Genomic DNA, 19,601 nt, shown 5'->3' with positions numbered 1-19,601 from the left:
GGAAAAGATGTCAACGACGGATACCTTATGGCCATGAAGCTGACCCTCCACACGGACTATGCGCTGCGCGTGTTGATTTTTCTGGGGTGCAACACGACGCGCCTCGCCTCGATACGCGAAATCGCCGACGCGTACGGGATCTCGGAAAATCATCTGGTGAAGGTCGTGCACCGGCTTGGTCAGGGCGGGTTTATTGAGACAGTTCGCGGGCGGGGGGGCGGTCTGCGTCTCGGGCGTTCGGCGTCCGATATCGTGATCGGCGATGTGGTGCGGTACACGGAAGACGATCTGGCGCTGCTCGGCTGCATGAACGCCGAAGACCCTGCGGCGTGCGCGCTGATGCCTGCGTGTCGGTTGCGCGGCGTTCTCGGGGAAGCGCTGTCGGCGTTCACGACAGTTCTGGAGCGTTACACTCTCGCCGACATCATCTCGCCTTTCGAGAGGGCGCGTCTGGGTGATCGTCCTGCGGGAGGGGGTGATCACTGACGCCAGATGCCGCTGCCCGGTGGCGTTGCCGTCATAACTTTGAAACGTCCGGCAGGACGCGCGCGCCAGGTTGAGTCCGTTCCGTCGTTGAATATTGCGCAGCGCTGCGGCGATTTGTCGGACCGGGTGTGGCGGGGTAATGTAACGCTGTTTCGATGGGCGATCTTTCCGGACGCACCCGTCCAGACACGAACGTGGGCTGACACGAGAGCCTGATCCGTCCGGACACCATCGTCGTCGATATATGGAGTTTCACCATGAAGCCAGGTCTATCGAGCGGTCGATCGATCGCGTTCGCTGTTTCCCTTCTTATGTCCGCAGCAGTGCACGACGCCTGCGCCCGTGTGCCCGCAGGTTCGACCGGCAGGACTCGCGTGACCGCCATCGCAGCAGCAGTGGCGGATGCCGACCGTCCGGCTGAGGACAAGGCGCGAGACAGTGCTCGCAAGCCAGCGGGGCTTCTTGCGTTCGCGGGCGTCTCTTCCGGGATGAAGGTTGCGGACCTGCTGCCAGGTGGTGGGTATTTCACGCGCCTGTTCAGCAACGTTGTCGGCAAGACCGGTCATGTTTATGCGATTGTTCCAGCTGAGCTTCTGGCGAAAAAACCCCAGGCGGGCGACGCCGTGCGCGCGATTGCGGCGCAGCCTTCGTTCTCGAACGTCAGTGTGATCGTGTCTCCGATCGCGTCATTCACGACGCCGGAGCCGCTGGATATGGTCTGGACGTCTGACAATTACCACGACGTGTATGGTCAGGGCGCGGAGGTCGGTCTTGCGTTCGACAAGGCCGCGTTCGATGCCCTGCGTCCGGGCGGGGTGTTTCTGGTCATCGACCATGTCGCGGAGAAGGGGAGCGGCGCTGATGTGACGCATACCCTGCATCGGATTGATCCCGACCTGATCCGCAAGCAGGTGACGCAGGCTGGCTTCGTGTTCGAGGCGCAGAGCTCAGTGCTGGCCAATCCGGCCGATACGCATCAGGTCGCCGTGTTCGATCCGTCGATACGCGGCCGCACGGATCAGGTTGTGCTGAAATTCCGCAAACCGGCGCGCTGACCGTCGGGATGGTCCTTTCGCCCGCCCTTGATCGAAGGCGATGGAGGGACCATTTCCTGTCTCTCTGGACTTGAGACGTGGAGCGCCCGTGCCAGCGCGGACGGTAATCCCTGAAGCGCCGCTTCGATAAGCGGCGGGGGCTCTGATCTGCTTGCACGTGAAGCGGGAGGGAATGTGAGGGATATCTACCTCGACAACGCAGCGACGACGCCGTGCGATCCGCGTGTAATGGCGGTCATGGCTCCGCTGTTCGTTGAGGAATTCGGCAACCCGCACAGCACCAGTCATATTTTTGGACTCCGCGCGGCGGGCGCCGTGGAGACGGCGCGCGCGCAGGTGGCGGCCCTGATAGGGGCGGATCCGCGCGAGATCGTCTTCGTCTCGGGTGCGACTGAGGCGAACAACCTTGCGATAAAAGGCGCGGCGCGACACCGGCTGCGCCACGGCGATGGACGTCGTCGCGTGATTACGGTCGCGACCGAACACAAATGCGTTCTGGAGAGCGTACGGGACCTTGCCGCGGAGGGGTTCGATCCGGTGATCCTGCCGGTCGGCCGGGACGGCGTGCTGGATCCGGATTTGCTGCGCGAGGCGCTGGCGACTCCCTCCGCGCTCGTCAGCGTGATGGCTGCGAATAATGAGACCGGCGTTTTGCAGGATATCGGTGCGCTGGCGCAAATAGCGCGCGAGTCCGGAGCGCTGTTTCACAGCGACATGGCGCAGGCGGCGGGCAAGATTCCGATCGACGTGGGAGCTCTCGATATCGATATGGCTTCGCTCTCGGCCCACAAGCTCTATGGCCCCAAGGGGGTAGGCGCGCTCTATGTAAGAAGGAAGCCGCGTGTACGTCTGGAGCCTCTGTTTTCCGGTGGCGGACAGGAGCGGGGCATGCGTTCCGGCACGCTTCCGGCGGCTCTTGTCGCGGGTTTCGGCAAGGCGGCGGAGATCGCCGAAGCCAGCCTTGCCGACGAGGCGGAGCGGCTGACCGCCTTGCGCGATGCTTTGATCGAGGCTTTGCATGAGAGGCAGGCGCCGGTCGCCGTGAACGGAGCGAAGGCGAGGCTTCCCGGCATCGTCAGTTTGCGTTTCCTGGGAACGTCGGCGTTGGCGATCATGGCCAGCGCGCCGGAGGTGGCGATGTCGGTCGGCTCGGCCTGCTCATCGGCTGCCATCGAGCCGTCTTATGTCCTCACTGCGATGGGTCTTTCCGTGGAGGAGGCCGCGGAAAGCTTGCGTCTGTCGCCCGGACGCTTTACGTCACCCGCCGATATCGCGCGCGCGGCCGAGGTGCTGGCGTGCGCGGCGCAGCGCGTGCGCGGCCAGCAGGCCGCCCGCATGACAGCCTGAGCGGGACAAGCGAATGCCTATTATGATTTTTCTCGAACCGGACGGCGTTGAGCGTAAGGTGGACGCGCCTCTGGGTCTTTCGGTGCTCGAGATCGCGCACAAGCACGGCATCGACCTTGAGGGCGCCTGCGAGGGCTCGCTGGCCTGCGCCACCTGCCATGTAATCGTCGACCCGTCATGGGCGCCGAAGCTGGCCGAGCCGACCGAGGACGAGGAAGACATGCTCGATCTGGCGTTCGGGCTTGAGAAGACATCCCGTCTGGGGTGCCAGATCGTGATGACCGAGGCTCTGGACGGTCTTGTCGTTCGTCTGCCCGGCAAGAAGTGAGACGCTGAAGCCGTGATGTTCCGCCACTCCTGCCCTTGGGTCTCGTTCGCCGTGGTCTCCGCCGCGGCGGTTGCGCGCGCCCGCATTTCGGCGGGCTGACGGCGATGCGCGTGCTTGTCGCAATGTCAGGCGGGGTCGACAGCTCGGTGGTGGCTGCGCGCCTCGTCGAGCAGGGCCACGACGTGATCGGCGCGACGCTTCAGCTTTACGACGTGCGGGGCGCGGCCAAGAAAGGCGCGTGTTGCGCAGGGCGCGACATTCAGGACGCGCGCGAGGTCGCGGAGCGGCTGGGTTTCCCCCATTATGTGATCGACGCGGAACAGCGGTTTCACGACAGCGTCATCTCCTCCTTCGCGAATTCTTATGCTGCGGGCGAGACGCCGGTGCCGTGCGTCTCGTGCAATCAGGGCGTGAAGTTCACGGATCTGCTGGGGCTGGCCAAGGATGTCGGCGCCGACGCCATGGCCACGGGGCATTATGTGCGTCGCGTCGAGGGCGCGAACGGACCGGAACTGCATCGTCCGATGGATGCGGAGCGCGACCAGAGCTGGTTTCTCTTCGCGACGACCCGTGACCAGCTCGATTATCTGCGCTTTCCGCTCGGGGAGATGCCGGACAAGCGGGCTGTGCGCGAGGAGGCCGAGCGCTTCGGTCTGGCCGTGGCGGAGAAGCCCGACAGCCAGGATCTCTGCTTCGTCCCGAACGGCTCCTACGCCGATCTTGTCGAGAAATTGCGTCCTGACATGCGTGGCGAGGGAGAGATCGTCGATCGCGCGGGTAACGTTCTGGGGCGTCATGAAGGTGTGACGCGCTACACTTATGGCCAGACAAAGAGGCTGGGCCCTGCGGCGCAGCTTGAGGGCGAGCGGCAGATGGTGGTGGGCATCGAGCCCGCCCGTCGCCGTATCGTGGTGGCGCCGCGCCGTGGGGCCGCCGTGACGACATGTCTGTTGCGAGATGTGAACTGGCTGATCCCTGAACCGAAAGATGGCGGTTCGTCTGTGCGGTGCATGGTGCAGTTGCGCGCGCGCGAGGCCCCACGCGCGGCGTCCGTGCAGCGTGACGGGACGGGCGCGCGCGTGTTCCTCGACGAACCGGCTCTGCCGACGCCGGGGCAGGCGTGCGTGTTTTACGATGGCACGCGCGTGCTTGGCGGCGGTGTGATTTGCAGGGACATGGCGGCGGAGTCTGCGGCTTAAAGCTGCCGTCATCGCCGTTGCCGTGCACGGTGCTGGCGCATAGCATCGTCGCCATGAGCTATTTTTTTCTCTTCGTGGCGATACTGGCCGAAGTTGCGGCGACGTCGTTTCTTAAACTCTCTGATGGTTTTACACGCGCGGGACCGACGGCGATTATGGCTGTCGGATATGTCGTGGCCTTTTACTTTCTTTCCATTTCCCTGCGTGAAATTCCGACGGGCGTCGCCTACGCTATATGGTCCGGTGTGGGCGTCGTGCTGATCGCCGCAATTGCCTGGGTCACGCAGGGGCAAAAACTCGACGCGCCGGCGCTTGCGGGCATCGCGCTGATTATGGTGGGTGTTCTGGTCATGAATATGTTTTCAAAAACTGTTGGACACTGAAAGGGGCGTTTAGGTTTTTGCGCTCCACGCGCTGCCGCAAATCTGTCGGGTGTAGGTCGTGTGCAGTGAGGATACGGTTTTTGTGCGCGCGAGCATGCGTGGTCTGACGCGTAGGGGGAGTGCGCGTTCCTGTCCCAATGCAGGCTCCGGCGCCGCCGTGGCGTCTCCGAGGGGGCGTATCTTCCGTTCGGGGGCTTTGCCCGTAATTTTCCTGGCTAGGTCCGGGTTAGGGATGAATCGGGTGCGCGATGAGGCCTGATCACCGTTTCGTCGGGATTGCTTCGCGTTCTCGACGGGCGCCAGCAAAGACGATACCCTGCGTCCACAGGGACATAACAAACGGAACGAATACCCTCAGATGACCGACGTGACCGTGCGCGAGGCCGAACTGCAAGACCTTCCGGTAAGGATTCTGGTTGTCGAGGACGACCCAGGAATGCGGACCTTGCTCACACGCGCGCTTCAGGCGGATGGCTATCGTGTGCGGGCCGTTCCGGACGCGCGCGCCATGTGGCAGGCGCTGGAGACGGAGACGGCGGACCTGCTGATCCTCGACGTGATGATGCCCGGCATGAATGGTCTCGACCTGTGCCGTAATCTGCGTCAGGGCGGCGTGAAGGGTGGTCTTGAGGACGAGACCTTCACCTCGATGCCGATCATCATCGTCTCAGCGCGCGGGGAAGAGCTTGATCGTGTCCTCGGGCTGGAACTGGGCGCGGACGATTACGTAGCCAAGCCGTTCGGCCAGAAGGAGTTGCTCGCCCGCGTGCGTGCCGTGCTGAGGCGTGGCCAGCAGGCTCCGGTGGCCGCCGCCGGACGGCCCCGGCGTGAGGTGATCAACTTCGCAGGCTGGTCGCTTGACCTGCGCCGCCGGGAGTTGTTCGACCCCAACGGCGCCACGGTTGAGATTTCGGGCGCCGAGCACGATCTGCTGGTGAGCTTTCTCGACAACCCGCAGCGGGTGATCGGGCGCGATCGTCTGCTGGAGCTGTCGCGCACGCGGCTGGGCGACGTGTCGGACCGTTCCATCGACGTGCTGGTGAGCCGCCTGCGCCGCAAGCTCGGCAGTGAGTCCGAGAGTCTGATTCGCACCGTGCGGGGTCAGGGTTACATCTTCACTGCGCCGATTGAGCGCGTGTGACAGGGCGAGCGTGACCGCGCTTTCGGGGGGCATGCCGGAAGCGCAGCCCAAGGAACGGCGTATTCTTCTTTGGCCGAGGGGACTGGTCGGCCGTGTGATGTTCGTGCTGTTGGCGTCGATTGGGCTGGTGTTTGTCGTCAGTTGGACCCTGTATGAACATGCTGAAATCTATATCGAGGACGATGATCGGCTCGGGCTGATTGGCGAACGTCTGGTCACGGATTTACGTGTGCTGGAGGGAACGGGTCCGAGCATGCGGCCGGTTCTTGCGACCATGCTGTCGAACGGCGACCTGCATATAGACTGGCGGCCCTCCAGGGAGTCTGACGACGATGTTCCCGAGCAGCCCCGGTTCAGTACGCTTCATGAGCAGTTAGTCACGGCCAATCCCATGCTCGGACAGCATGGGCTGCGGCTTCAGCCGGGACGGGGCTCAGATCCGGACGTCAATGGCATGCTCATGCTGTCGGACGGCAGCCTTGTGCATTTCACGGCTCCAGACATCCTGCGTACGCATCTGGTGACGCGTGGCCTCGTCACGGCGGCGATTGTCTCGCTGGCCGTGCTGCTGGCGGCTGCGATGCTCGTGCACACGCTCAGCCTGCCGCTGCGGGCGTTGGCGACGGTAGCTGACACGGTTGGTTCAGGCGAATGGGAGCCCCTTGCGGAGAGGGGGCCGCGTGAAGTGCGGCGGCTGGCGCACGCTATCAATGCGATGCAGGAACGAATCACGCATCTTATCGATGACCGTACGGAGGCGCTGGCCGCCGTGTCGCACGATCTTCGCACGCCACTTGCGCGGCTGAAGCTGAGGGCCGGGTTTCTGGCGGACGAGGAAGCGCAGGAGGCGATTGAGGCGGACATCGTCGAGATGGAGGCGATGGTGGGCGGAGTGCTTGCCTATCTGGCCGGAGAGAAAAAGCGCGAAGAGCCGCGCTCGATGGATCTTGCGGCGATGCTGAGCACCATTGCGGACGATGCGGCGGATCGCGGGGATAATGTCGTCTATGACGGACCGGACCGGCTGCCGGTTCGACTGCCGCAATTGTCGATGAAGAGGGCGTTCACGAATCTGGTCGAAAATGCGTTGAATTACGCGGGATCGGCTACGATATCTGTGCAGGAGACTGCGGGTTGGATCGTCGTAGATGTCGAAGATGATGGACCGGGAATTCCCGACACGGAGATAGAGCGGGTTACGACGCCATTTTATCGTGTTGAATCATCGCGTTCACGTAAAACCGGCGGTTTGGGGCTCGGTCTCGCCATCGTTAAACGGGAAGTCGAGCGCGCGGCGGGGACGTTCCTGCTCGAAAACCGCCCGGCAGGTGGATTGCGCGCGCGCGTGTCGTTGCGCGCCGGATGAGCTGAAGCTGCGCGCCCAAGGCGCATTGTCAGTGCGGAAAGGCTGTGCGAAAGGTCGAACCGCGAGCCGTGCGGACGCCGCAGCGCGCCTACCCGACTGAACGCCGATGCGCCCGTGCCGGGTGATCTGTCATATGGACGCCAACCGGAAAGAGGAGGTGGGATCGATGAGTGAAACCCGGTCGCTTTCCCTCGTCCCGACGGACGCTGGCGCCATGATGAACGAAGGCCTTGTCTGGGCGATCCTGTGCAATCCCGGTGAAAGGCCGGAGAAGCTGGCTCCGGACGAGATCACGCGGCGTCTTGAGGGCGTTCCACTGGAGCGCCCGGGTTGGGTCTGGCTGCATTTCGACATCGTGCACAGCATGTCGCGGGCGCAGGTGGATAATATTCCCTGCCTGCCTGAGGATGCGCGGCAGGCGCTGACCAGCACGGATCGGGGCGCTCGTCTGGAGTCCGAGGACGATCTGGTGTTTGGCGCGTTGCCCGCGTTTGACGACGCCATGTCGGACGATGAGCGCGACGTGTGCATCTGGCGGTTCGCAGCGCTGCCGGATCTGCTGATCACCACGCGTCGGCACCCCATTCCAGCGCTAGGCGTCGTGTATCGGGAGTTGCAGCGTCGGCAGGTGCCGCCGAACCCGGCGCGGCTTGTTGATCGCGCGTTGCTGGAGTTCGCGGACACGGCGCGGCGGGATCTGGCGCGCCTGGACGATCAGCTTGATCGCGCCGAGGATGTGCTGTTGCTGCTCGACCGGGACACCGATCTTGGTCGTATGAGCGGCATGCTTGGGCAGGTGCGCCGTCGTTCGACCGAGCTGCGTCGCGTCATCGCGCCGGTCAACCGTATCTTTCATGACGAAGAGTTGGAACTTCCGGAGTGGGCTGAGGACGATCTGCGTGATCGGTCGCAGCGGCAAATCCATGGAGCCCTGGACGATCTTCTTGCCTTGCAGGACCGGGCGCGGTCGCTCCAGGACGAGCTGACATCCAATCAGGCGGAAGAAACCAACCGCCGCCTTTATATCGTCTCGGTCGGGACGACCTTGATGCTCCCTGCGACGTTCGTGACCGGCTTTTTCGGGATGAACACAGGGGGAATGTTCCTGAGCGGCGGGGCCTGGGACACCGTGATTGCGGGCGGCATCTGCTTCATGATCATGCTCGGTACCTGGTTGGTTCTGAAAGTAACGCGTCTGCTCTGATTCTTTCGTTCGGCGGCGAAACGATGACGACGTTGCGCACAGAGGAGGCATCGTTATGAAAGACCATTCTCTCAGAGCGCTTTTTGTTAATGCCATTGCGGCGTTCGCCGTATCGACCCCACTGGCGTATAGCGCGACTGTGACGATGAAAGGACTTTCGTCTGGCCCTGCGGCGGCGATCGAAGCTGCTGTGCATGCGCCGACGCGGAGTCCGAAATTTCTAGCACGAGACGCTACGAGGCATCCGGCTGATGAGTTGAGCTTTTTCGGGATAAAGCCCGACTCATCCGTTGTTGAAATATGGCCCGGTGGTGGGTACTGGACGCAGATTCTGGCCCCGTTACTGCATGATAAAGGCGCGTATTATCTGGCGATGGGCAACCCGGCGGGGGATGAGGTCGAGGCGGAGTTCGCGCTGACATCGCGCTTCAAAGCAATGCTTGACGCCGAGCCTGGTGTTTACGATCGGGTGAAAATTACGAAACTGGGAGCGCACGACGCGGATATAGCGCCGCCGGGCAGCGTCGATTTCGTGCTGACGTTCCGTAATCTGCATAACTGGATGGATGCGGGTGACGCTCAGCTTATTCTGGCGGCCATTCGTCGTGCGCTAAAGAATGGCGGTTATCTTTGCGTCGAGGATCATAGGGGATCGACTGCGACAGAACAGGATCCGCAAGCGAAAAACGGTTACGTCCGACAGGATTATGCGATCAGGCTGATCGAGACGGCGGGATTCAGGTTGGTGGCCTCGTCGGAAATCGACGCCAATCCGCGCGATACCGCCGACTGGCCGAAAGGCGTGTGGACGCTACCGCCGACGCTCGTTCTGGGCGACACGGATCGCGCGAAATATGAGGCGATTGGGGAAGCGGATAATTTTGTCCTGAAGTTTCAGAAGGTCGGCGGGTAGGGGGTCGGGCGTCTGTTTTTGTCGTTTGAAGTGGGTTGGCGGCAATGCAGCTATATGTTGAGAGCGGACTTGCGGTCTGAGTGATCTTCGAAACGCCTTATGCTGTGAAAGCGAAAAGGAGTTGTTTGAGAGGTGCATTGTTTTTCTGGAGTTTTCCTTGGTCCCTGAGGTTTATGTTTTTCAGTTTTCCTGGGGTGTAGAGACAGATTCGCATATTGAACTCATGAAGGCCAGGACAGTTCAAGGGCTTGGGTCTCGTATTCTACGATCAAGATGGAGTTCATATGGAGAGAACTTGTAGCGTTCGCCTTGATCGCCTGATTTTTATGAACCCGTCGCTTCGCTCGGTTCTGCGCGCGTGGTCGGATATTGACCTCAAAGACTGTTGGCTGGTGGCGGGATGTCTCGCTCAAACGGTGTGGAACGAGAAATTCCGGCTTCCTCTTGAGCATGGTGTTTCAGATCTGGACCTTGTGTATTTCGATTCGACCGATCTTTCTGCACAGAGCGAACAACGAAACTCTGAACGCGTTCGTCGCGTTCTTTCTGACCTTCCTCTCTGGGTCGATGTGAAGAACGAGGCGAGGGTTCATGTCTGGTATGAGGAGAAGTTCGGTTACCCAATTGCGCCATATCGCTCCGTCAGGGACGCGATTGACACGTTTCCGACAACGGCGACGGCAGTGGGAGTTCGCCCGGCAGAGGGTGGCGTGGAGATTTATGCGCCATTTGGTTTGACAGATATGTTTGGTGGCATAGTCCGAGCGAATAAACGGCAGATCACAGCGCAGATTTATGAAGCCAAGGTGTCGCGGTGGCTTTCCCATTGGCCGAATTTACACATTGTTCCGTGGGACGAATCCCAAACGATCGGTGGTCCGGGATAAGTTGTGGCGGATTCATCTATAACGGCTGTTTTTTCTCACCGCGAAGAATAGTGAGCGGCATGCTCTATTTGGTTGTGACTTCGAATTTTAACTTTTCCATCGTCTGAGGTTGTTGTCGGGGCGCGTTACGCAGCAGCGCGTGATGTATTGTTTTCTTATAACTACTTAACAGCAGCATAGATGAAGCAGTCACGTGGAGAAGAGCTGACATTGGGATGGACGATGTAACGGCGGAGGACGCCTTCGCGGGTCAATCCAGCTTTTTCCATGACGCGGGCAGACCCCACGTTCGCCACGTCACAGATGCCGCTAACTCTGAAGCAATCGGTCTGGGACAGCATTAATGTTACGGCCGTTTTCAAGACATCAGTCATGACGCCGCGCCCCCACCATGGCCGCGCCAATACATATCCGAACTCTACGTGAAACGGGTTGATCTGGCGTATGGAAAGCAAGCCACGAAAACTGGTTTCTTTGGTATCGCAGATTGAATATGTTCTGCCGGATTGGGGCGGCGCGGAAACGCAGGCGGCAACAAATTCCTTCGTCTCTGACAGGTGTTTGTGTGGAAGCCAGATCGTATACCGCGACACTTCAGGATCCTGCGCGTACCCATGAAATATTTTCTCCGCATCGTCCAAGGATAAAGGGCGAAGAACATGGTCAGTGGAATGAAAATATTCGGGCAGCATGGTGGGGACTATGGGCGTCGTGAGACTGTAGAGCAAGAATATGCGACCGCCTGATCCATCTGCCACCTTGACGACCAGAATAAGGTGCGCCCGCGTCCGTGTTCGGACTGCGGGCGATTTTCGCTATGGCGGCGACCCGTCCGGGTGGCCGGACTTCTGTTGGATGTCATTCTTTCTCTAATATATATCTATTACTGATCAAGAAATGTGGTTTCAGGAAACTGTTCTGATGTCTTCGCGTCGCACGACATTTCGCTATCATTCCTGATAAGGAGCGGACTGTAGCGTCAATCACCAGGCGAGGTGGGGATCTGTCTTCCTGGCCTTGAGAATTTTGACGGCGTGGATATTGGCTTTCTTCTCATCAGTCGGAGCGGCCCCTGAGGACAGAAATGTAGGCGCGAGCGATGTCGTTTCTGAATCACGATGCAGTGTCACGTCTTTTCCGGTGATTGCTGTGACGGTCCAGTTATTGATCGTTTGCCCAACGACCCGTGGCTTGCTGCGCGAGTCTGCCGGGCCGTCATGAAAGATGGCGGTCCAGCGTCCGTCCCGTCCGACAATGCCGGTCAATCTCAAGGCGCCACGTGCCTGCGCGGCGTCGCCTTTCGGTCGCCGATCGGGTTCGAACAGAGGGCGATCCAGCAAAGCGACGGCGCTGAGGGGCTCCTCCGACGAGCCAGCGTCCGTCGCTTCCGTTGAAGCATCATCCGCATTGAGGCCTGACTCGGGTGTTTCCGACGAGGTTTGTCCATCTGCAGAACGGAGCGGGGCGCTACTTGCCACGTGGCCCGGGCCGTGTGCGGGCGGAGGGCGATGATCGGGCGCCTCGGCTCGCGCGCAGGCGACGGAAAGCTGGGCTGCGGCGAGAACGACGATTAACCATGGAACATTCATCTGGTTTTCGTTTCCTTGTTCGGGCTGTTTTCGTCGAAATGCAGCAACCGACCCGCGTTCGCCAGTCCAGCCAGGGTCGAGACATTGTGCAGCGACGTCGCCATCATCACTCTGCGCGCCCAGCAGGTTCATGCCGATCAGGATCGCGGCTCAGCCGACGCCCATGCCGATATTGGTCTGTATGGTGCGGCGGCAGGCGCCCCCAAACAGGTTGCGACATTTTGGACCCTTCCGTTCTGCCATGCTGTTGAATCAGGCACGTCCTGTGCGGATGGCGAACGAAAGCGCGCTCCCCGCCCGTGAAGGCATGATGGCTCAAGCCGCGTCCGGCCTTGAAGCGACGTTGCGTCTTTCTGTTCGTGGAATATCTAGTTAAATTTCTGTCAGGAAGATAATGAAGAAACAACGAAAGCTCTACATTATCTTGCGCTAAAAAAATTTGTAAATGCATGTATTTTAAATGCCTTATGAAGACTCGGCGGTCGCCAGATTCGGGCGGATCAATATGTCTGGCCATTGAGCGCCGGTCGCCATCGGTGCGATATGAATCCGGATAAGTAATGGAAGATCCGGGCGAGACCAGTCGCTCCGCCAGCCGTGATAAGTGTCCTTTCGTCCGTAATAGGACATCGTGATCGACTGGATGTTTCGCGCCAGAATTTCTTCGTGAAAGGTTTGCTCCGCCGTTCCGCAGCGCGCGCGGCGGTAGAGACGCCAGCGCAACACTAGGCGATGCTCGGCGTCCACGCCGACGCCAGCTTCGATTTCGTGTGCGTATCCGTTCTGTTGCGGAAGCCATGAGATCAGGCTGAGTCGATCGTTTGCGCCTGTGAAAGCCGGTGGGAGCCCTGGATCTGACAGTTCCGCACGGCTCACGATGCGCCGTAGCGTATCTTCCATACCCTGAAGTTCGTTCATGTTCTCGAATGTTCTTTGTTCAAGCGCCCACCCGCGAACCCCTGTGGCGCTTCCTTGCCATAACGCGGTCGAAAGAAGTGCGAAGACAAGTGTGACGACGATGATTTCGAGCAAGGTGAATCCGGCGTCGCCCGAACCTTGGGCGTGTGTGCGGTCTTTCGTCATTCTGTCGCCGTCGCCGGGCGCACCGCCCGTCCGGAAAGCTTGACGGAGTGGTGGAGTGCTCCCCAGTCGACCGTCACATCCACCGTGTAGAGACCGAGTTTTTCTTCGTCAGAGTGGCCGCCGCCGGTCGATATCTGGCGAATTTCGACAAATGTCCTGTAATCGCCATTGACGACGTAATCATTCGTGCCCGGATGCAGTCGCGGTGACGCAAGCATGGCGTCGAGTTGCGAGCGGGCGACGGACACTGCGCGCAGGCTCATGTCGGCCTGCTTGCTCCCGGAAAGGCCCGTCTCCATGGCGCCGAACATCACGGCCAGCGCCATGCTGGCGATCATAAGCGCCACGACGACTTCCAGAAGCGTGAAGCCCGCGTCAGGCCGCGACCGCCTGAAGGTTGAAGGATCACGGCGCATGGACAAGAACCCGTCCGGTCGCGGGGCTTGTCGTGAACAGAACGGCTCTTTGCCCGAGGGTGAGCAAAAACGGGGCGCCGGATGTCGCGCCGTTCGCGTCGAACAGCATCTCGCCTTGCGCTGCAGCGCTCCCTTCCGAAGTTGGAATGGTCATGGTGACAGGGCCGGTCAGGCGATCGATCCGTTCGCGCCTACCCGTGCGCGTCACGAATTCGCGGCGGCTTGCGTCGAACGCGACGACGGTGGGCTGACCGCTGGTCATGGCGGCGCCCCTTGCGTTCTGGAGAATGGACAGGGCCTGCGTTTTCGCCGCGCCGAATGTGACGGTGTCGCTGTGGAATGGACCGCGTTCGACAGCCACGCCAAGCAGCAATCCGGCGATGACAAGAACCACCATGACCTCCAGCAGGGTGAAGCCGCTGTCTGGGGACGGCAGTCGCGACTGGGCGATTTCACTGCGCAAGGTCATTGAGGCTCAACATGGCGAGCAGCAGCGCCGAGACGATCCCTGCGACAAGGACGCCCATGACGATGGTGATTGCGGGCACCAGAATTGCAAGAAGGCGCTGGATGGTGACGCGGCTCGCCTCTTCATGAATGTCGGCGGCCTTGAGGCAGATCGCGGCGAGTTGCGCGGTCTCTTCGCCGACATGAAGAAAATGCGTCATGGCGACGGGATAAACCCGGCCGCGCTCCAGCGCCGCCGCCAGGCTGCCGCCTTCACGCACTGCGCGGGTGGCGTCGGCGATCACGGCCGCGCCGACACGGTTGCCGATCACGCCTTCTGTTATGCGCAGGGCGCCGACCAGCGGCACCCCGTTTCGCATCAGGGCTCCCAGCGTGCGGGTCAGGCGCGCCGCCATGATTTCGCGGATCAGGGTTCCAAATATCGGAACCCGCAGCAATGCGCGGTCGACGGCCAGGCGAATGTCGGGACGTTGCAGGGCGGCGCGCATGGCGACGATTGCGCCGACCAGTCCGGCGAGCATGTAAACGCCCCACGCGCTGAGAAAATCGCCCGACGCGATGACGATTTTTGTCGGGGTTGGAAGCGCCGCGCCGTTTTCGGCGAACAGGGGCGTGAACTGCGGCAGGACATGGGTGAGAAGGAGGACCACGGAGAATACCGACGCAATCATCAGGACCGTTGGGTAGATCATGGCCGATTGGATCGTCGCGGTCATCTTGCGTTCGCGTTCGAGAAGATCGGCGAGGCGCAGGAGAGAATCTTTTAAAGCGCCGCCCGCTTCTCCGGCTTTCACCAACCCCACATACAGGCGTGAAAAACTGCGCGGCGACGCTTCAAGGGCTTCGGCGAAGGAGCCGCCGTCGCGGACCTTGTCGCGGATCAGGCCGATGGCGCGGGCGGCCTGTGGCTGTGGCGACGTTTCGGCAAGGAAACGCAGCCCCCGGTCAAGATCGAGGCCAGCGGAGAGCATGGTCGCAAGTTGCCGTGTGAACTCGGTCAACGCTTTTGGACGCAGTACCGGGTCGCGCCGTCGGGCCAGCCATCCGCCCAGCCCCGATCGCAACGCGCCGCCGCGCGACGCTGGCGCGACCAGCAGCGGCGTGAGCTTTCGCCGCTTCAGCAGAGTCAGAGCCTGCTGTTCGGTGCTCGCGACAATTTCTCCGGTCGTGACGCCGCCATCCGAACCCAGCGCGCGGTAGGTCCAGCGTGAGGACCCGTTGACGGCGGGCGCGGCTTCGCTCACTCGCCGCCACCGACGATGCGGCTGACTTCCTCGATCGTGGTCTCCCCTGCCAGGGCCGCACGAAGCCCGGCCTGAAACATCGTGACCATCCCTTCCGAAACTGCGGCGCTCTCGATCTGTTCGTGATCGGCGCCGGAGAGGATCAGGCGTGTGACGGCAGGGGAGGGGCGAAGGAATTCCGCGATGGCGCTTCGTCCACGATATCCGGTATGACGGCATTCAGGGCAGCCGACGGCGCGCCACAGCGTGTGCTGGTGCGTGGCGTCCAGTGCGAAGCGGCGGGCCAGTTCGGGAGAGGCGATCTCTGGATGGCGGCAGGTCTGACACAGGCGCCGCACCAGCCGTTGCGCCAGGATGCCGCGCAGGACGGCGGTCAGCAGGTAATCCTCCAGTCCCATGTCGCGCAGTCGGGTGATGGCGGCGGCTGCGGAGTTCGTGTGCAGCGTCGAGAGCACCAGATGCCCCGTCAGCGCCGCCTGCACGGCGATTTGCGCGGTTTCAATGTCGCGGATTTCGCCGACCATGATCACGTCGGGATCCTGACGAAGGATCGCGCGCAGAAGACTGGCGAAGTTCAGGCCGATGACCGGTCTCACCTGAATCTGGTTGATTCCGGCGAGTTGGTATTCGATCGGATCCTCGATTGTCACCACGTTACGATCGACCGCGTTGATTCCGGAAAGGCCCGTGTAAAGCGTCGTGGTCTTGCCGCTGCCGGTCGGGCCTGTCACCAGCACGATGCCGTTGGGCAATTCCAGCGCGTCGCGAAACGAGGCGACGATTTCCGGGGCGAGGCCAAGGCGGGCGTAGTCGAAGCTGACGGTGGTGCGGTCGAGCACGCGCAACACCGCGATTTCTCCGTGCAGGCACGGCACGGTGGAGACACGGAAATCGACCTCGTGCCCGCGAACGGCGAGCTTGATTCGCCCATCCTGCGGCAGGCGCCGTTCGGCGATGTCCAGCTTCGCCATGATCTTGATGCGAGAAATCAGCGCGGCAGTGGTGCGCGGCGGCTGGTTGTCCACTTCATGCAGCACGCCGTCATAACGGTATCGCACGACGAGACGATCCTCGAACGGTTCGATATGGATATCCGAAGCCCGCGTCTCGACAGCGCGGAAGATGATCTGGTTTACAAGTCTGATGATGGGCGCCTCGCTGGCGAGGTCTTTCAGGCGATCGGCGTCTTCCTCGGCGGGGTCGTGATTCGTGTGCGATCCGTCTGTGTCTTCACTCTCATCGTCTTCCGGATAAAGGCGGTTGAGCGCTGCTTCCAGATCTGCCCCCGTCGCAACGTCGCGTATGACCTCGCACCCGGTGGCAAGACGGATCGCGGCGGCGCTGTAGTCGTCGAAAGGATTTGCCATGACGAGGCGCAGGGTGCGTTCGTGTTGATTAATCGGTAGCGCACGAGCCTGTTTCAAGAAACGGCTGCTGAGTCGGTCGGAAAACAGCGGCTCGTCGATCTGTTCCAGCTCAGTCGGACCGATTATGGCCCGCTCTAAAATGGAGGCGTACGCCGAGGCCAGTCCGCCTTCGCTGACGAGGCCGAGTTGCAGCAGCACGGCGTGCAGCAGCTGTCCGCTATCGGCCGCGACACTTCTGGCGCGGTCCAGCGCGCGGATGTCGCTTGCGCCTGTGGAGAGCAGCGCGTCGGCAAGGCGCTGGTCACCTGATGACGCGAGCGTGCTCATCAAACAATTGGCTCTTGTCGTATGAAAACTGTGGGCGCAGTGTCCGACGCGTCATGCCTGATCCAGCTCTTTGTATTCCGTTTCTCATCGCGCCGTTCATAGGAAGTTTTCTTGGCGTGCTGATTCGGCGCATTCCACGTGGCGAACCGTTCGCGGTCAGTCGTTCCCATTGTGAAACGTGCCAGACGAAGCTTGGCGCGCGTGATTTGGCGCCGATCCTGTCGTGGCTTGTCCAGAAGGGGCGTTGTCGCCATTGTGGCGCCAACGTCGATCCGCAACATCTTTATGTAGAACTGGCTGCTTTTCTTCCTCCCTTGTCGGCGCTGGCTGGATACGCGGCGCTGCACAGGGCGGACCCTCTTGGGCTTTGGTCCATGGATCCTGTCACGTTTTGGTTCGATTGCGTTTTGGGGTGGGTGCTGTTGGCGCTGGCCTGGATCGACGTCATTTGCTTCAGGTTGCCAGACGTTCTGACATTGCCTTTGTTGATCGTCGGTTTGCTCGAAGCGGTTCTTTCCGGCGACGTCGATGCGGCGGGTGATCGTGCTTTGGCGGCGGCGCTCGGGTGGGCGGGGCTGCTTTTGCTGGGTGTGGCGTATCGGCGGTTGCGCGGCCGTATCGGCCTGGGAGGGGGTGACGCGAAGTTGTTGGGGGTGGGTGGAGCGTGGGTAGGGTGCAGCCACCTGTCGCTCGTTCTTCTGCTCGCATCGTGTTTCGGACTTCTCGCCGCGCTGGGAGGAATCTTTCGTGGGGGGCGCGTAAGCGCGACGATGATGCTGCCCTTCGGCCCCTCGCTTGCCGCGGCCATCTGGATTGTGAGACTGGCGCTCTGACGGTCGTGACGGCGTGAGGAAGCGTTCGCCGATTTGCCGAGCGACGACGGCAGGCGATCCGCCTGTTTTGGAGATGTTGAGGCGGTGGGTCAGGGAGCGCATGTGTGGAGTGATTTAGAAGAGCGTCTGACATGGGACCAGACTCTTCGTTAATGTGTCATAAATATATCATATATCATGCCTGTTCGATGATTGCGGGGCGGTGGTATCCAGCGGCGTCGTTGTCCCCGGAAGCAGCCGGGGAGAATGTTGTCGGCACACCCTGCGCGTTCTTCGGTCGCTCGAGAAAGGTTGAGGTCAGTTCTCTCAATGATGAGTAGCGCGTCCTCCATCGGAAGAAGCGGCTTGAAAGGGTTCGTTGAATGGTGGGGGGGGCAGTTGCGCGAGTGTCTTCCTCCGTCGTGGCGTGGTAGGGGTCAGAGAGGCGTAATCGTCTCAATAGGACGAGACGGGCGCCTGGAAGAGAGCGTTCTGGACGAGATCGTCGCCTTTGGGGCGCGGAAAGCCGGAAAACTCAGCAGGGGTTGGCGGAGGGGAGAGGTAAGGCTCGCATTGCCGGAAGGCGGCGCTCTGTCGCGGCTGGCGCTGGTCCCTGCGGCCGCAGTATCGGATGCCGCTGGTTTTCTGACTTATGAATTCGATCGACTGACCCCGTTTGACGCTGCAGAGACGGCGTGGGTCGCTTGTCCGAAGGAGGTCGTCGCCTCAGGTGCGGGGACCATGTTTTTGATAGTATATGCTCCCAAATTTGTCTTTGAGAAGGCTCTTCTGCAGCTCGGGGAACGCGGTTTGATTCCGGTCGGCCTCGTGGGGCGCGATGAGCGTGGCGAATCTGTGGAAATTCCACTGGAGCGCCCCGCTGCGCGACCCCGTCTGGCGTTGCGGATCGGTGCGCCAGTCTTGTGCGGCGCGCTTCTGGCCGCGCCGTTCGTCACGCAGGCGGTGGTCATGGCGCGCGTTGATGGCGCGATCGCGGCTCTTGCGCCGGAACGGATGCGGGCCGAGGCCTTGCGACGTGAAATCAGCTTCTATACCGCAGGTCAATCCGCAGTGACGCATGAGCGAAAAAACGTTGGCGACACTATGGGCGTTTTGAAGGCTCTGACAGAGACGTTGCCGGACGACACGTTTCTGACCGCCTTGACCGTGCGTGACCGTCATGTGACGGCCCAGGGCCAGACGCGCGAAGCGCCGCAGCTTATCGGTTTGCTTGAGCACCGGGCCGGGTTCGTGGACGCAGCGTTTTCAGGGCCGGTGACGCATTCGGCCGATACGAATACGGATGCTTTTACGATCACCGCGACTGCGCCGAACTGATCGGAACATGGCGTCTCCTCTTTCATCGTCATCTTCGCTCCCTGCCGCGCGCCTGCCGGTTGGCCGCGCCGGAAAGCTGACCGCCATAGGATTGGCGGCAGTCACGTTGACGCTGCTTTGGCTTCTGGCCTCAGGCGTGACCGGACTGTACGACGACCTGAAAGATCACGTCGAAGGCAAGCAGGATATTCTCTTCAGGACGAGGGCGCTGGTCGCTTCCATTCCGCGCTTGCACGAGGAAGCGATCCGGGCGGCGGAGGAAGGAAGCAGAGGCGGCGTTTTGCTCGGAGAGGATTCCGATGCGACCGCGCAAGCGCGCCTGCAGGAACTTGTGGAAGCCGCAGGGCAAGCAGCGCAGATACAGTTGAGCAGTCAGGAGCCGTTGCCTTTGGTTCGACGGGGCGTTTTTGAGCGTCTGGCGGTCAGGGCGTCGCTGACCGGCTCGTGGCCTGCATTGGTGCGATTTCTCGATACTGTGAGCAGCACGGATTCTCCGGCGCTGCTTGTGGAAGATCTGCAGATTCAATCGGCGGGCAGTTCCCGGTTGGCTGACGAAGCCAGTCATGGACGCATGATCGACGCGTCCGTGACTGTGATCGCCTTGCGCAGCCCTGCCGCCGTCCGCACCGAGGCGCGCCCATGACTGCC

At 61.4% G+C, this 19,601-nt stretch carries 22 protein-coding genes; 15 read left to right on the top strand and 7 right to left on the bottom strand.

Features of this window, described 5'->3' with window-relative positions:
- The first annotated feature begins 33 nt into the window (after positions 1–33).
- The 11 genes from G442_RS0108975 to G442_RS0108925 all read left to right on the top strand — a co-directional run bounded on the left by G442_RS0108975 (position 34) and on the right by G442_RS0108925 (position 10,309).
- A complete protein-coding gene (locus tag G442_RS0108975) occupies positions 34–486 on the top strand; it encodes an Rrf2 family transcriptional regulator (protein ID WP_026397734.1) in 453 nt (150 codons plus the stop codon).
- Positions 487–743: 257 nt separating this feature from the next.
- Positions 744–1,541, top strand: coding sequence for a class I SAM-dependent methyltransferase (locus tag G442_RS0108970; protein ID WP_026397733.1), 798 nt, complete (start codon positions 744–746; stop codon positions 1,539–1,541).
- Between the two features lie 228 nt (positions 1,542–1,769).
- On the top strand, positions 1,770–2,888 hold the full coding sequence (locus G442_RS0108965) for a cysteine desulfurase family protein (protein WP_246789394.1): 1,119 nt from the start codon (positions 1,770–1,772) through the stop codon (positions 2,886–2,888).
- A 13-nt stretch (positions 2,889–2,901) separates the two neighbouring features.
- Complete coding sequence (locus G442_RS0108960) at positions 2,902–3,216, top strand: ferredoxin family 2Fe-2S iron-sulfur cluster binding protein (protein ID WP_026397731.1); 315 nt, start codon at positions 2,902–2,904, stop codon at positions 3,214–3,216.
- Between the two features lie 104 nt (positions 3,217–3,320).
- The gene (mnmA, locus tag G442_RS0108955; protein WP_026397730.1) at positions 3,321–4,415 is read left to right on the top strand and encodes a tRNA 2-thiouridine(34) synthase MnmA; all 1,095 of its coding nucleotides are present in this window, start codon (positions 3,321–3,323) and stop codon (positions 4,413–4,415) included.
- A 53-nt stretch (positions 4,416–4,468) separates the two neighbouring features.
- Positions 4,469–4,798: a DMT family transporter gene (locus tag G442_RS0108950; protein ID WP_026397729.1), complete on the top strand. Its 330-nt coding sequence runs from the start codon at positions 4,469–4,471 to the stop codon at positions 4,796–4,798.
- 358 nt (positions 4,799–5,156) lie between these two features.
- Positions 5,157–5,939 carry a response regulator gene (locus tag G442_RS0108945; protein ID WP_026397728.1) on the top strand — a complete coding sequence of 261 codons (783 nt, stop codon included), beginning with the start codon at positions 5,157–5,159 and terminating at the stop codon, positions 5,937–5,939.
- 31 nt (positions 5,940–5,970) lie between these two features.
- Complete coding sequence (locus G442_RS0108940; protein WP_026397727.1) at positions 5,971–7,305, top strand: ATP-binding protein; 1,335 nt, start codon at positions 5,971–5,973, stop codon at positions 7,303–7,305.
- Positions 7,306–7,471: 166 nt separating this feature from the next.
- Positions 7,472–8,509, top strand: a complete 1,038-nt coding sequence (locus G442_RS0108935) for a CorA family divalent cation transporter (protein WP_026397726.1) — start codon at positions 7,472–7,474, stop codon at positions 8,507–8,509.
- Between the two features lie 55 nt (positions 8,510–8,564).
- The gene (locus tag G442_RS0108930; RefSeq protein WP_246789382.1) at positions 8,565–9,422 is read left to right on the top strand and encodes a class I SAM-dependent methyltransferase; all 858 of its coding nucleotides are present in this window, start codon (positions 8,565–8,567) and stop codon (positions 9,420–9,422) included.
- A gap of 248 nt (positions 9,423–9,670) precedes the next feature.
- The gene (locus G442_RS0108925) at positions 9,671–10,309 is read left to right on the top strand and encodes a nucleotidyltransferase family protein (protein ID WP_211229133.1); all 639 of its coding nucleotides are present in this window, start codon (positions 9,671–9,673) and stop codon (positions 10,307–10,309) included.
- A 161-nt stretch (positions 10,310–10,470) separates the two neighbouring features.
- On the opposite strand, the gene G442_RS0108920 is transcribed toward G442_RS0108925, so the two are convergent.
- Positions 10,471–11,037 carry a GNAT family N-acetyltransferase gene (locus G442_RS0108920; RefSeq protein ID WP_146882206.1) on the bottom strand — a complete coding sequence of 189 codons (567 nt, stop codon included), beginning with the start codon at positions 11,035–11,037 and terminating at the stop codon, positions 10,471–10,473.
- A gap of 255 nt (positions 11,038–11,292) precedes the next feature.
- A complete protein-coding gene (locus tag G442_RS0108915) occupies positions 11,293–12,030 on the bottom strand; it encodes a hypothetical protein (protein WP_146882204.1) in 738 nt (245 codons plus the stop codon).
- A gap of 109 nt (positions 12,031–12,139) precedes the next feature.
- Between G442_RS0108915 and G442_RS26665 the strand changes: the two genes are divergently transcribed.
- Positions 12,140–12,274, top strand: coding sequence for a hypothetical protein (locus G442_RS26665; protein WP_456303702.1), 135 nt, complete (start codon positions 12,140–12,142; stop codon positions 12,272–12,274).
- 89 nt (positions 12,275–12,363) lie between these two features.
- On the opposite strand, the gene G442_RS0108900 is transcribed toward G442_RS26665, so the two are convergent.
- From G442_RS0108900 to G442_RS21530, 5 genes are read right to left on the bottom strand one after another with little or no spacing between them, the layout of a single operon-like run.
- Positions 12,364–12,981, bottom strand: a complete 618-nt coding sequence (locus G442_RS0108900) for a prepilin-type N-terminal cleavage/methylation domain-containing protein (protein WP_051292132.1) — start codon at positions 12,979–12,981, stop codon at positions 12,364–12,366.
- Positions 12,978–13,397, bottom strand: a complete 420-nt coding sequence (locus tag G442_RS0108895) for a type IV pilus modification PilV family protein (protein WP_026397719.1) — start codon at positions 13,395–13,397, stop codon at positions 12,978–12,980. The genes G442_RS0108900 and G442_RS0108895 overlap by 4 nt, the downstream gene beginning before the upstream one ends.
- Positions 13,387–13,866, bottom strand: a complete 480-nt coding sequence (locus G442_RS23925; RefSeq protein ID WP_051292131.1) for a prepilin-type N-terminal cleavage/methylation domain-containing protein — start codon at positions 13,864–13,866, stop codon at positions 13,387–13,389. The genes G442_RS0108895 and G442_RS23925 overlap by 11 nt, the downstream gene beginning before the upstream one ends.
- Positions 13,850–15,109 carry a type II secretion system F family protein gene (locus G442_RS0108885; RefSeq protein ID WP_051292130.1) on the bottom strand — a complete coding sequence of 420 codons (1,260 nt, stop codon included), beginning with the start codon at positions 15,107–15,109 and terminating at the stop codon, positions 13,850–13,852. Before G442_RS0108885 ends, G442_RS23925 begins: the two co-directional genes overlap by 17 nt.
- Positions 15,106–16,803, bottom strand: coding sequence for a GspE/PulE family protein (locus G442_RS21530; protein ID WP_035376397.1), 1,698 nt, complete (start codon positions 16,801–16,803; stop codon positions 15,106–15,108). Before G442_RS21530 ends, G442_RS0108885 begins: the two co-directional genes overlap by 4 nt.
- Before the next feature lie 53 nt (positions 16,804–16,856).
- Between G442_RS21530 and G442_RS25030 the strand changes: the two genes are divergently transcribed.
- From G442_RS25030 to gspM, 3 genes are all read left to right on the top strand, one after another.
- Positions 16,857–17,636, top strand: a complete 780-nt coding sequence (locus G442_RS25030) for a prepilin peptidase (protein ID WP_035376396.1) — start codon at positions 16,857–16,859, stop codon at positions 17,634–17,636.
- Positions 17,637–17,981: 345 nt separating this feature from the next.
- On the top strand, positions 17,982–18,953 hold the full coding sequence (locus G442_RS0108870) for a PilN domain-containing protein (protein ID WP_146882198.1): 972 nt from the start codon (positions 17,982–17,984) through the stop codon (positions 18,951–18,953).
- Between the two features lie 7 nt (positions 18,954–18,960).
- Positions 18,961–19,596, top strand: a complete 636-nt coding sequence (gene gspM, locus G442_RS21525; protein ID WP_051292129.1) for a type II secretion system protein GspM — start codon at positions 18,961–18,963, stop codon at positions 19,594–19,596.
- The last annotated feature ends 5 nt before the right edge of the window (positions 19,597–19,601 follow it).

The sequence above is a fragment of the Acetobacter nitrogenifigens DSM 23921 = NBRC 105050 genome (assembly GCF_000429165.1).
Taxonomy (GTDB): domain Bacteria; phylum Pseudomonadota; class Alphaproteobacteria; order Acetobacterales; family Acetobacteraceae; genus Acetobacter; species Acetobacter nitrogenifigens.
This window is presented reverse-complemented; position numbering and strand designations above follow the sequence as displayed.

Bases quoted from the DNA above. Each gene is read 5' to 3' on its own strand.
- G442_RS0108895 (WP_026397719.1), bottom strand. From the start codon at position 13,397: ATGCGCCGTGATCCTTCAACCTTCAGGCGGTCGCGGCCTGACGCGGGC.
- G442_RS25030 (WP_035376396.1), top strand. From the start codon at position 16,857: ATGCCTGATCCAGCTCTTTGTATTCCGTTTCTCATCGCGCCGTTCATA.
- mnmA (WP_026397730.1), top strand. From the start codon at position 3,321: ATGCGCGTGCTTGTCGCAATGTCAGGCGGGGTCGACAGCTCGGTGGTG.
- G442_RS0108930 (WP_246789382.1), top strand. From the start codon at position 8,565: ATGAAAGACCATTCTCTCAGAGCGCTTTTTGTTAATGCCATTGCGGCG.
- G442_RS23925 (WP_051292131.1), bottom strand. From the start codon at position 13,866: ATGACCTTGCGCAGTGAAATCGCCCAGTCGCGACTGCCGTCCCCAGAC.
- G442_RS21530 (WP_035376397.1), bottom strand. From the start codon at position 16,803: ATGAGCACGCTCGCGTCATCAGGTGACCAGCGCCTTGCCGACGCGCTG.
- G442_RS0108915 (WP_146882204.1), bottom strand. From the start codon at position 12,030: ATGAACCTGCTGGGCGCGCAGAGTGATGATGGCGACGTCGCTGCACAA.
- G442_RS0108975 (WP_026397734.1), top strand. From the start codon at position 34: ATGAAGCTGACCCTCCACACGGACTATGCGCTGCGCGTGTTGATTTTT.
- G442_RS0108900 (WP_051292132.1), bottom strand. From the start codon at position 12,981: ATGACGAAAGACCGCACACACGCCCAAGGTTCGGGCGACGCCGGATTC.
- G442_RS0108960 (WP_026397731.1), top strand. From the start codon at position 2,902: ATGCCTATTATGATTTTTCTCGAACCGGACGGCGTTGAGCGTAAGGTG.
- G442_RS26665 (WP_456303702.1), top strand. From the start codon at position 12,140: ATGCTGTTGAATCAGGCACGTCCTGTGCGGATGGCGAACGAAAGCGCG.
- G442_RS0108965 (WP_246789394.1), top strand. From the start codon at position 1,770: ATGGCGGTCATGGCTCCGCTGTTCGTTGAGGAATTCGGCAACCCGCAC.
- G442_RS0108970 (WP_026397733.1), top strand. From the start codon at position 744: ATGAAGCCAGGTCTATCGAGCGGTCGATCGATCGCGTTCGCTGTTTCC.
- gspM (WP_051292129.1), top strand. From the start codon at position 18,961: ATGGCGTCTCCTCTTTCATCGTCATCTTCGCTCCCTGCCGCGCGCCTG.
- G442_RS0108950 (WP_026397729.1), top strand. From the start codon at position 4,469: ATGAGCTATTTTTTTCTCTTCGTGGCGATACTGGCCGAAGTTGCGGCG.
- G442_RS0108945 (WP_026397728.1), top strand. From the start codon at position 5,157: ATGACCGACGTGACCGTGCGCGAGGCCGAACTGCAAGACCTTCCGGTA.
- G442_RS0108935 (WP_026397726.1), top strand. From the start codon at position 7,472: ATGAGTGAAACCCGGTCGCTTTCCCTCGTCCCGACGGACGCTGGCGCC.
- G442_RS0108940 (WP_026397727.1), top strand. From the start codon at position 5,971: ATGCCGGAAGCGCAGCCCAAGGAACGGCGTATTCTTCTTTGGCCGAGG.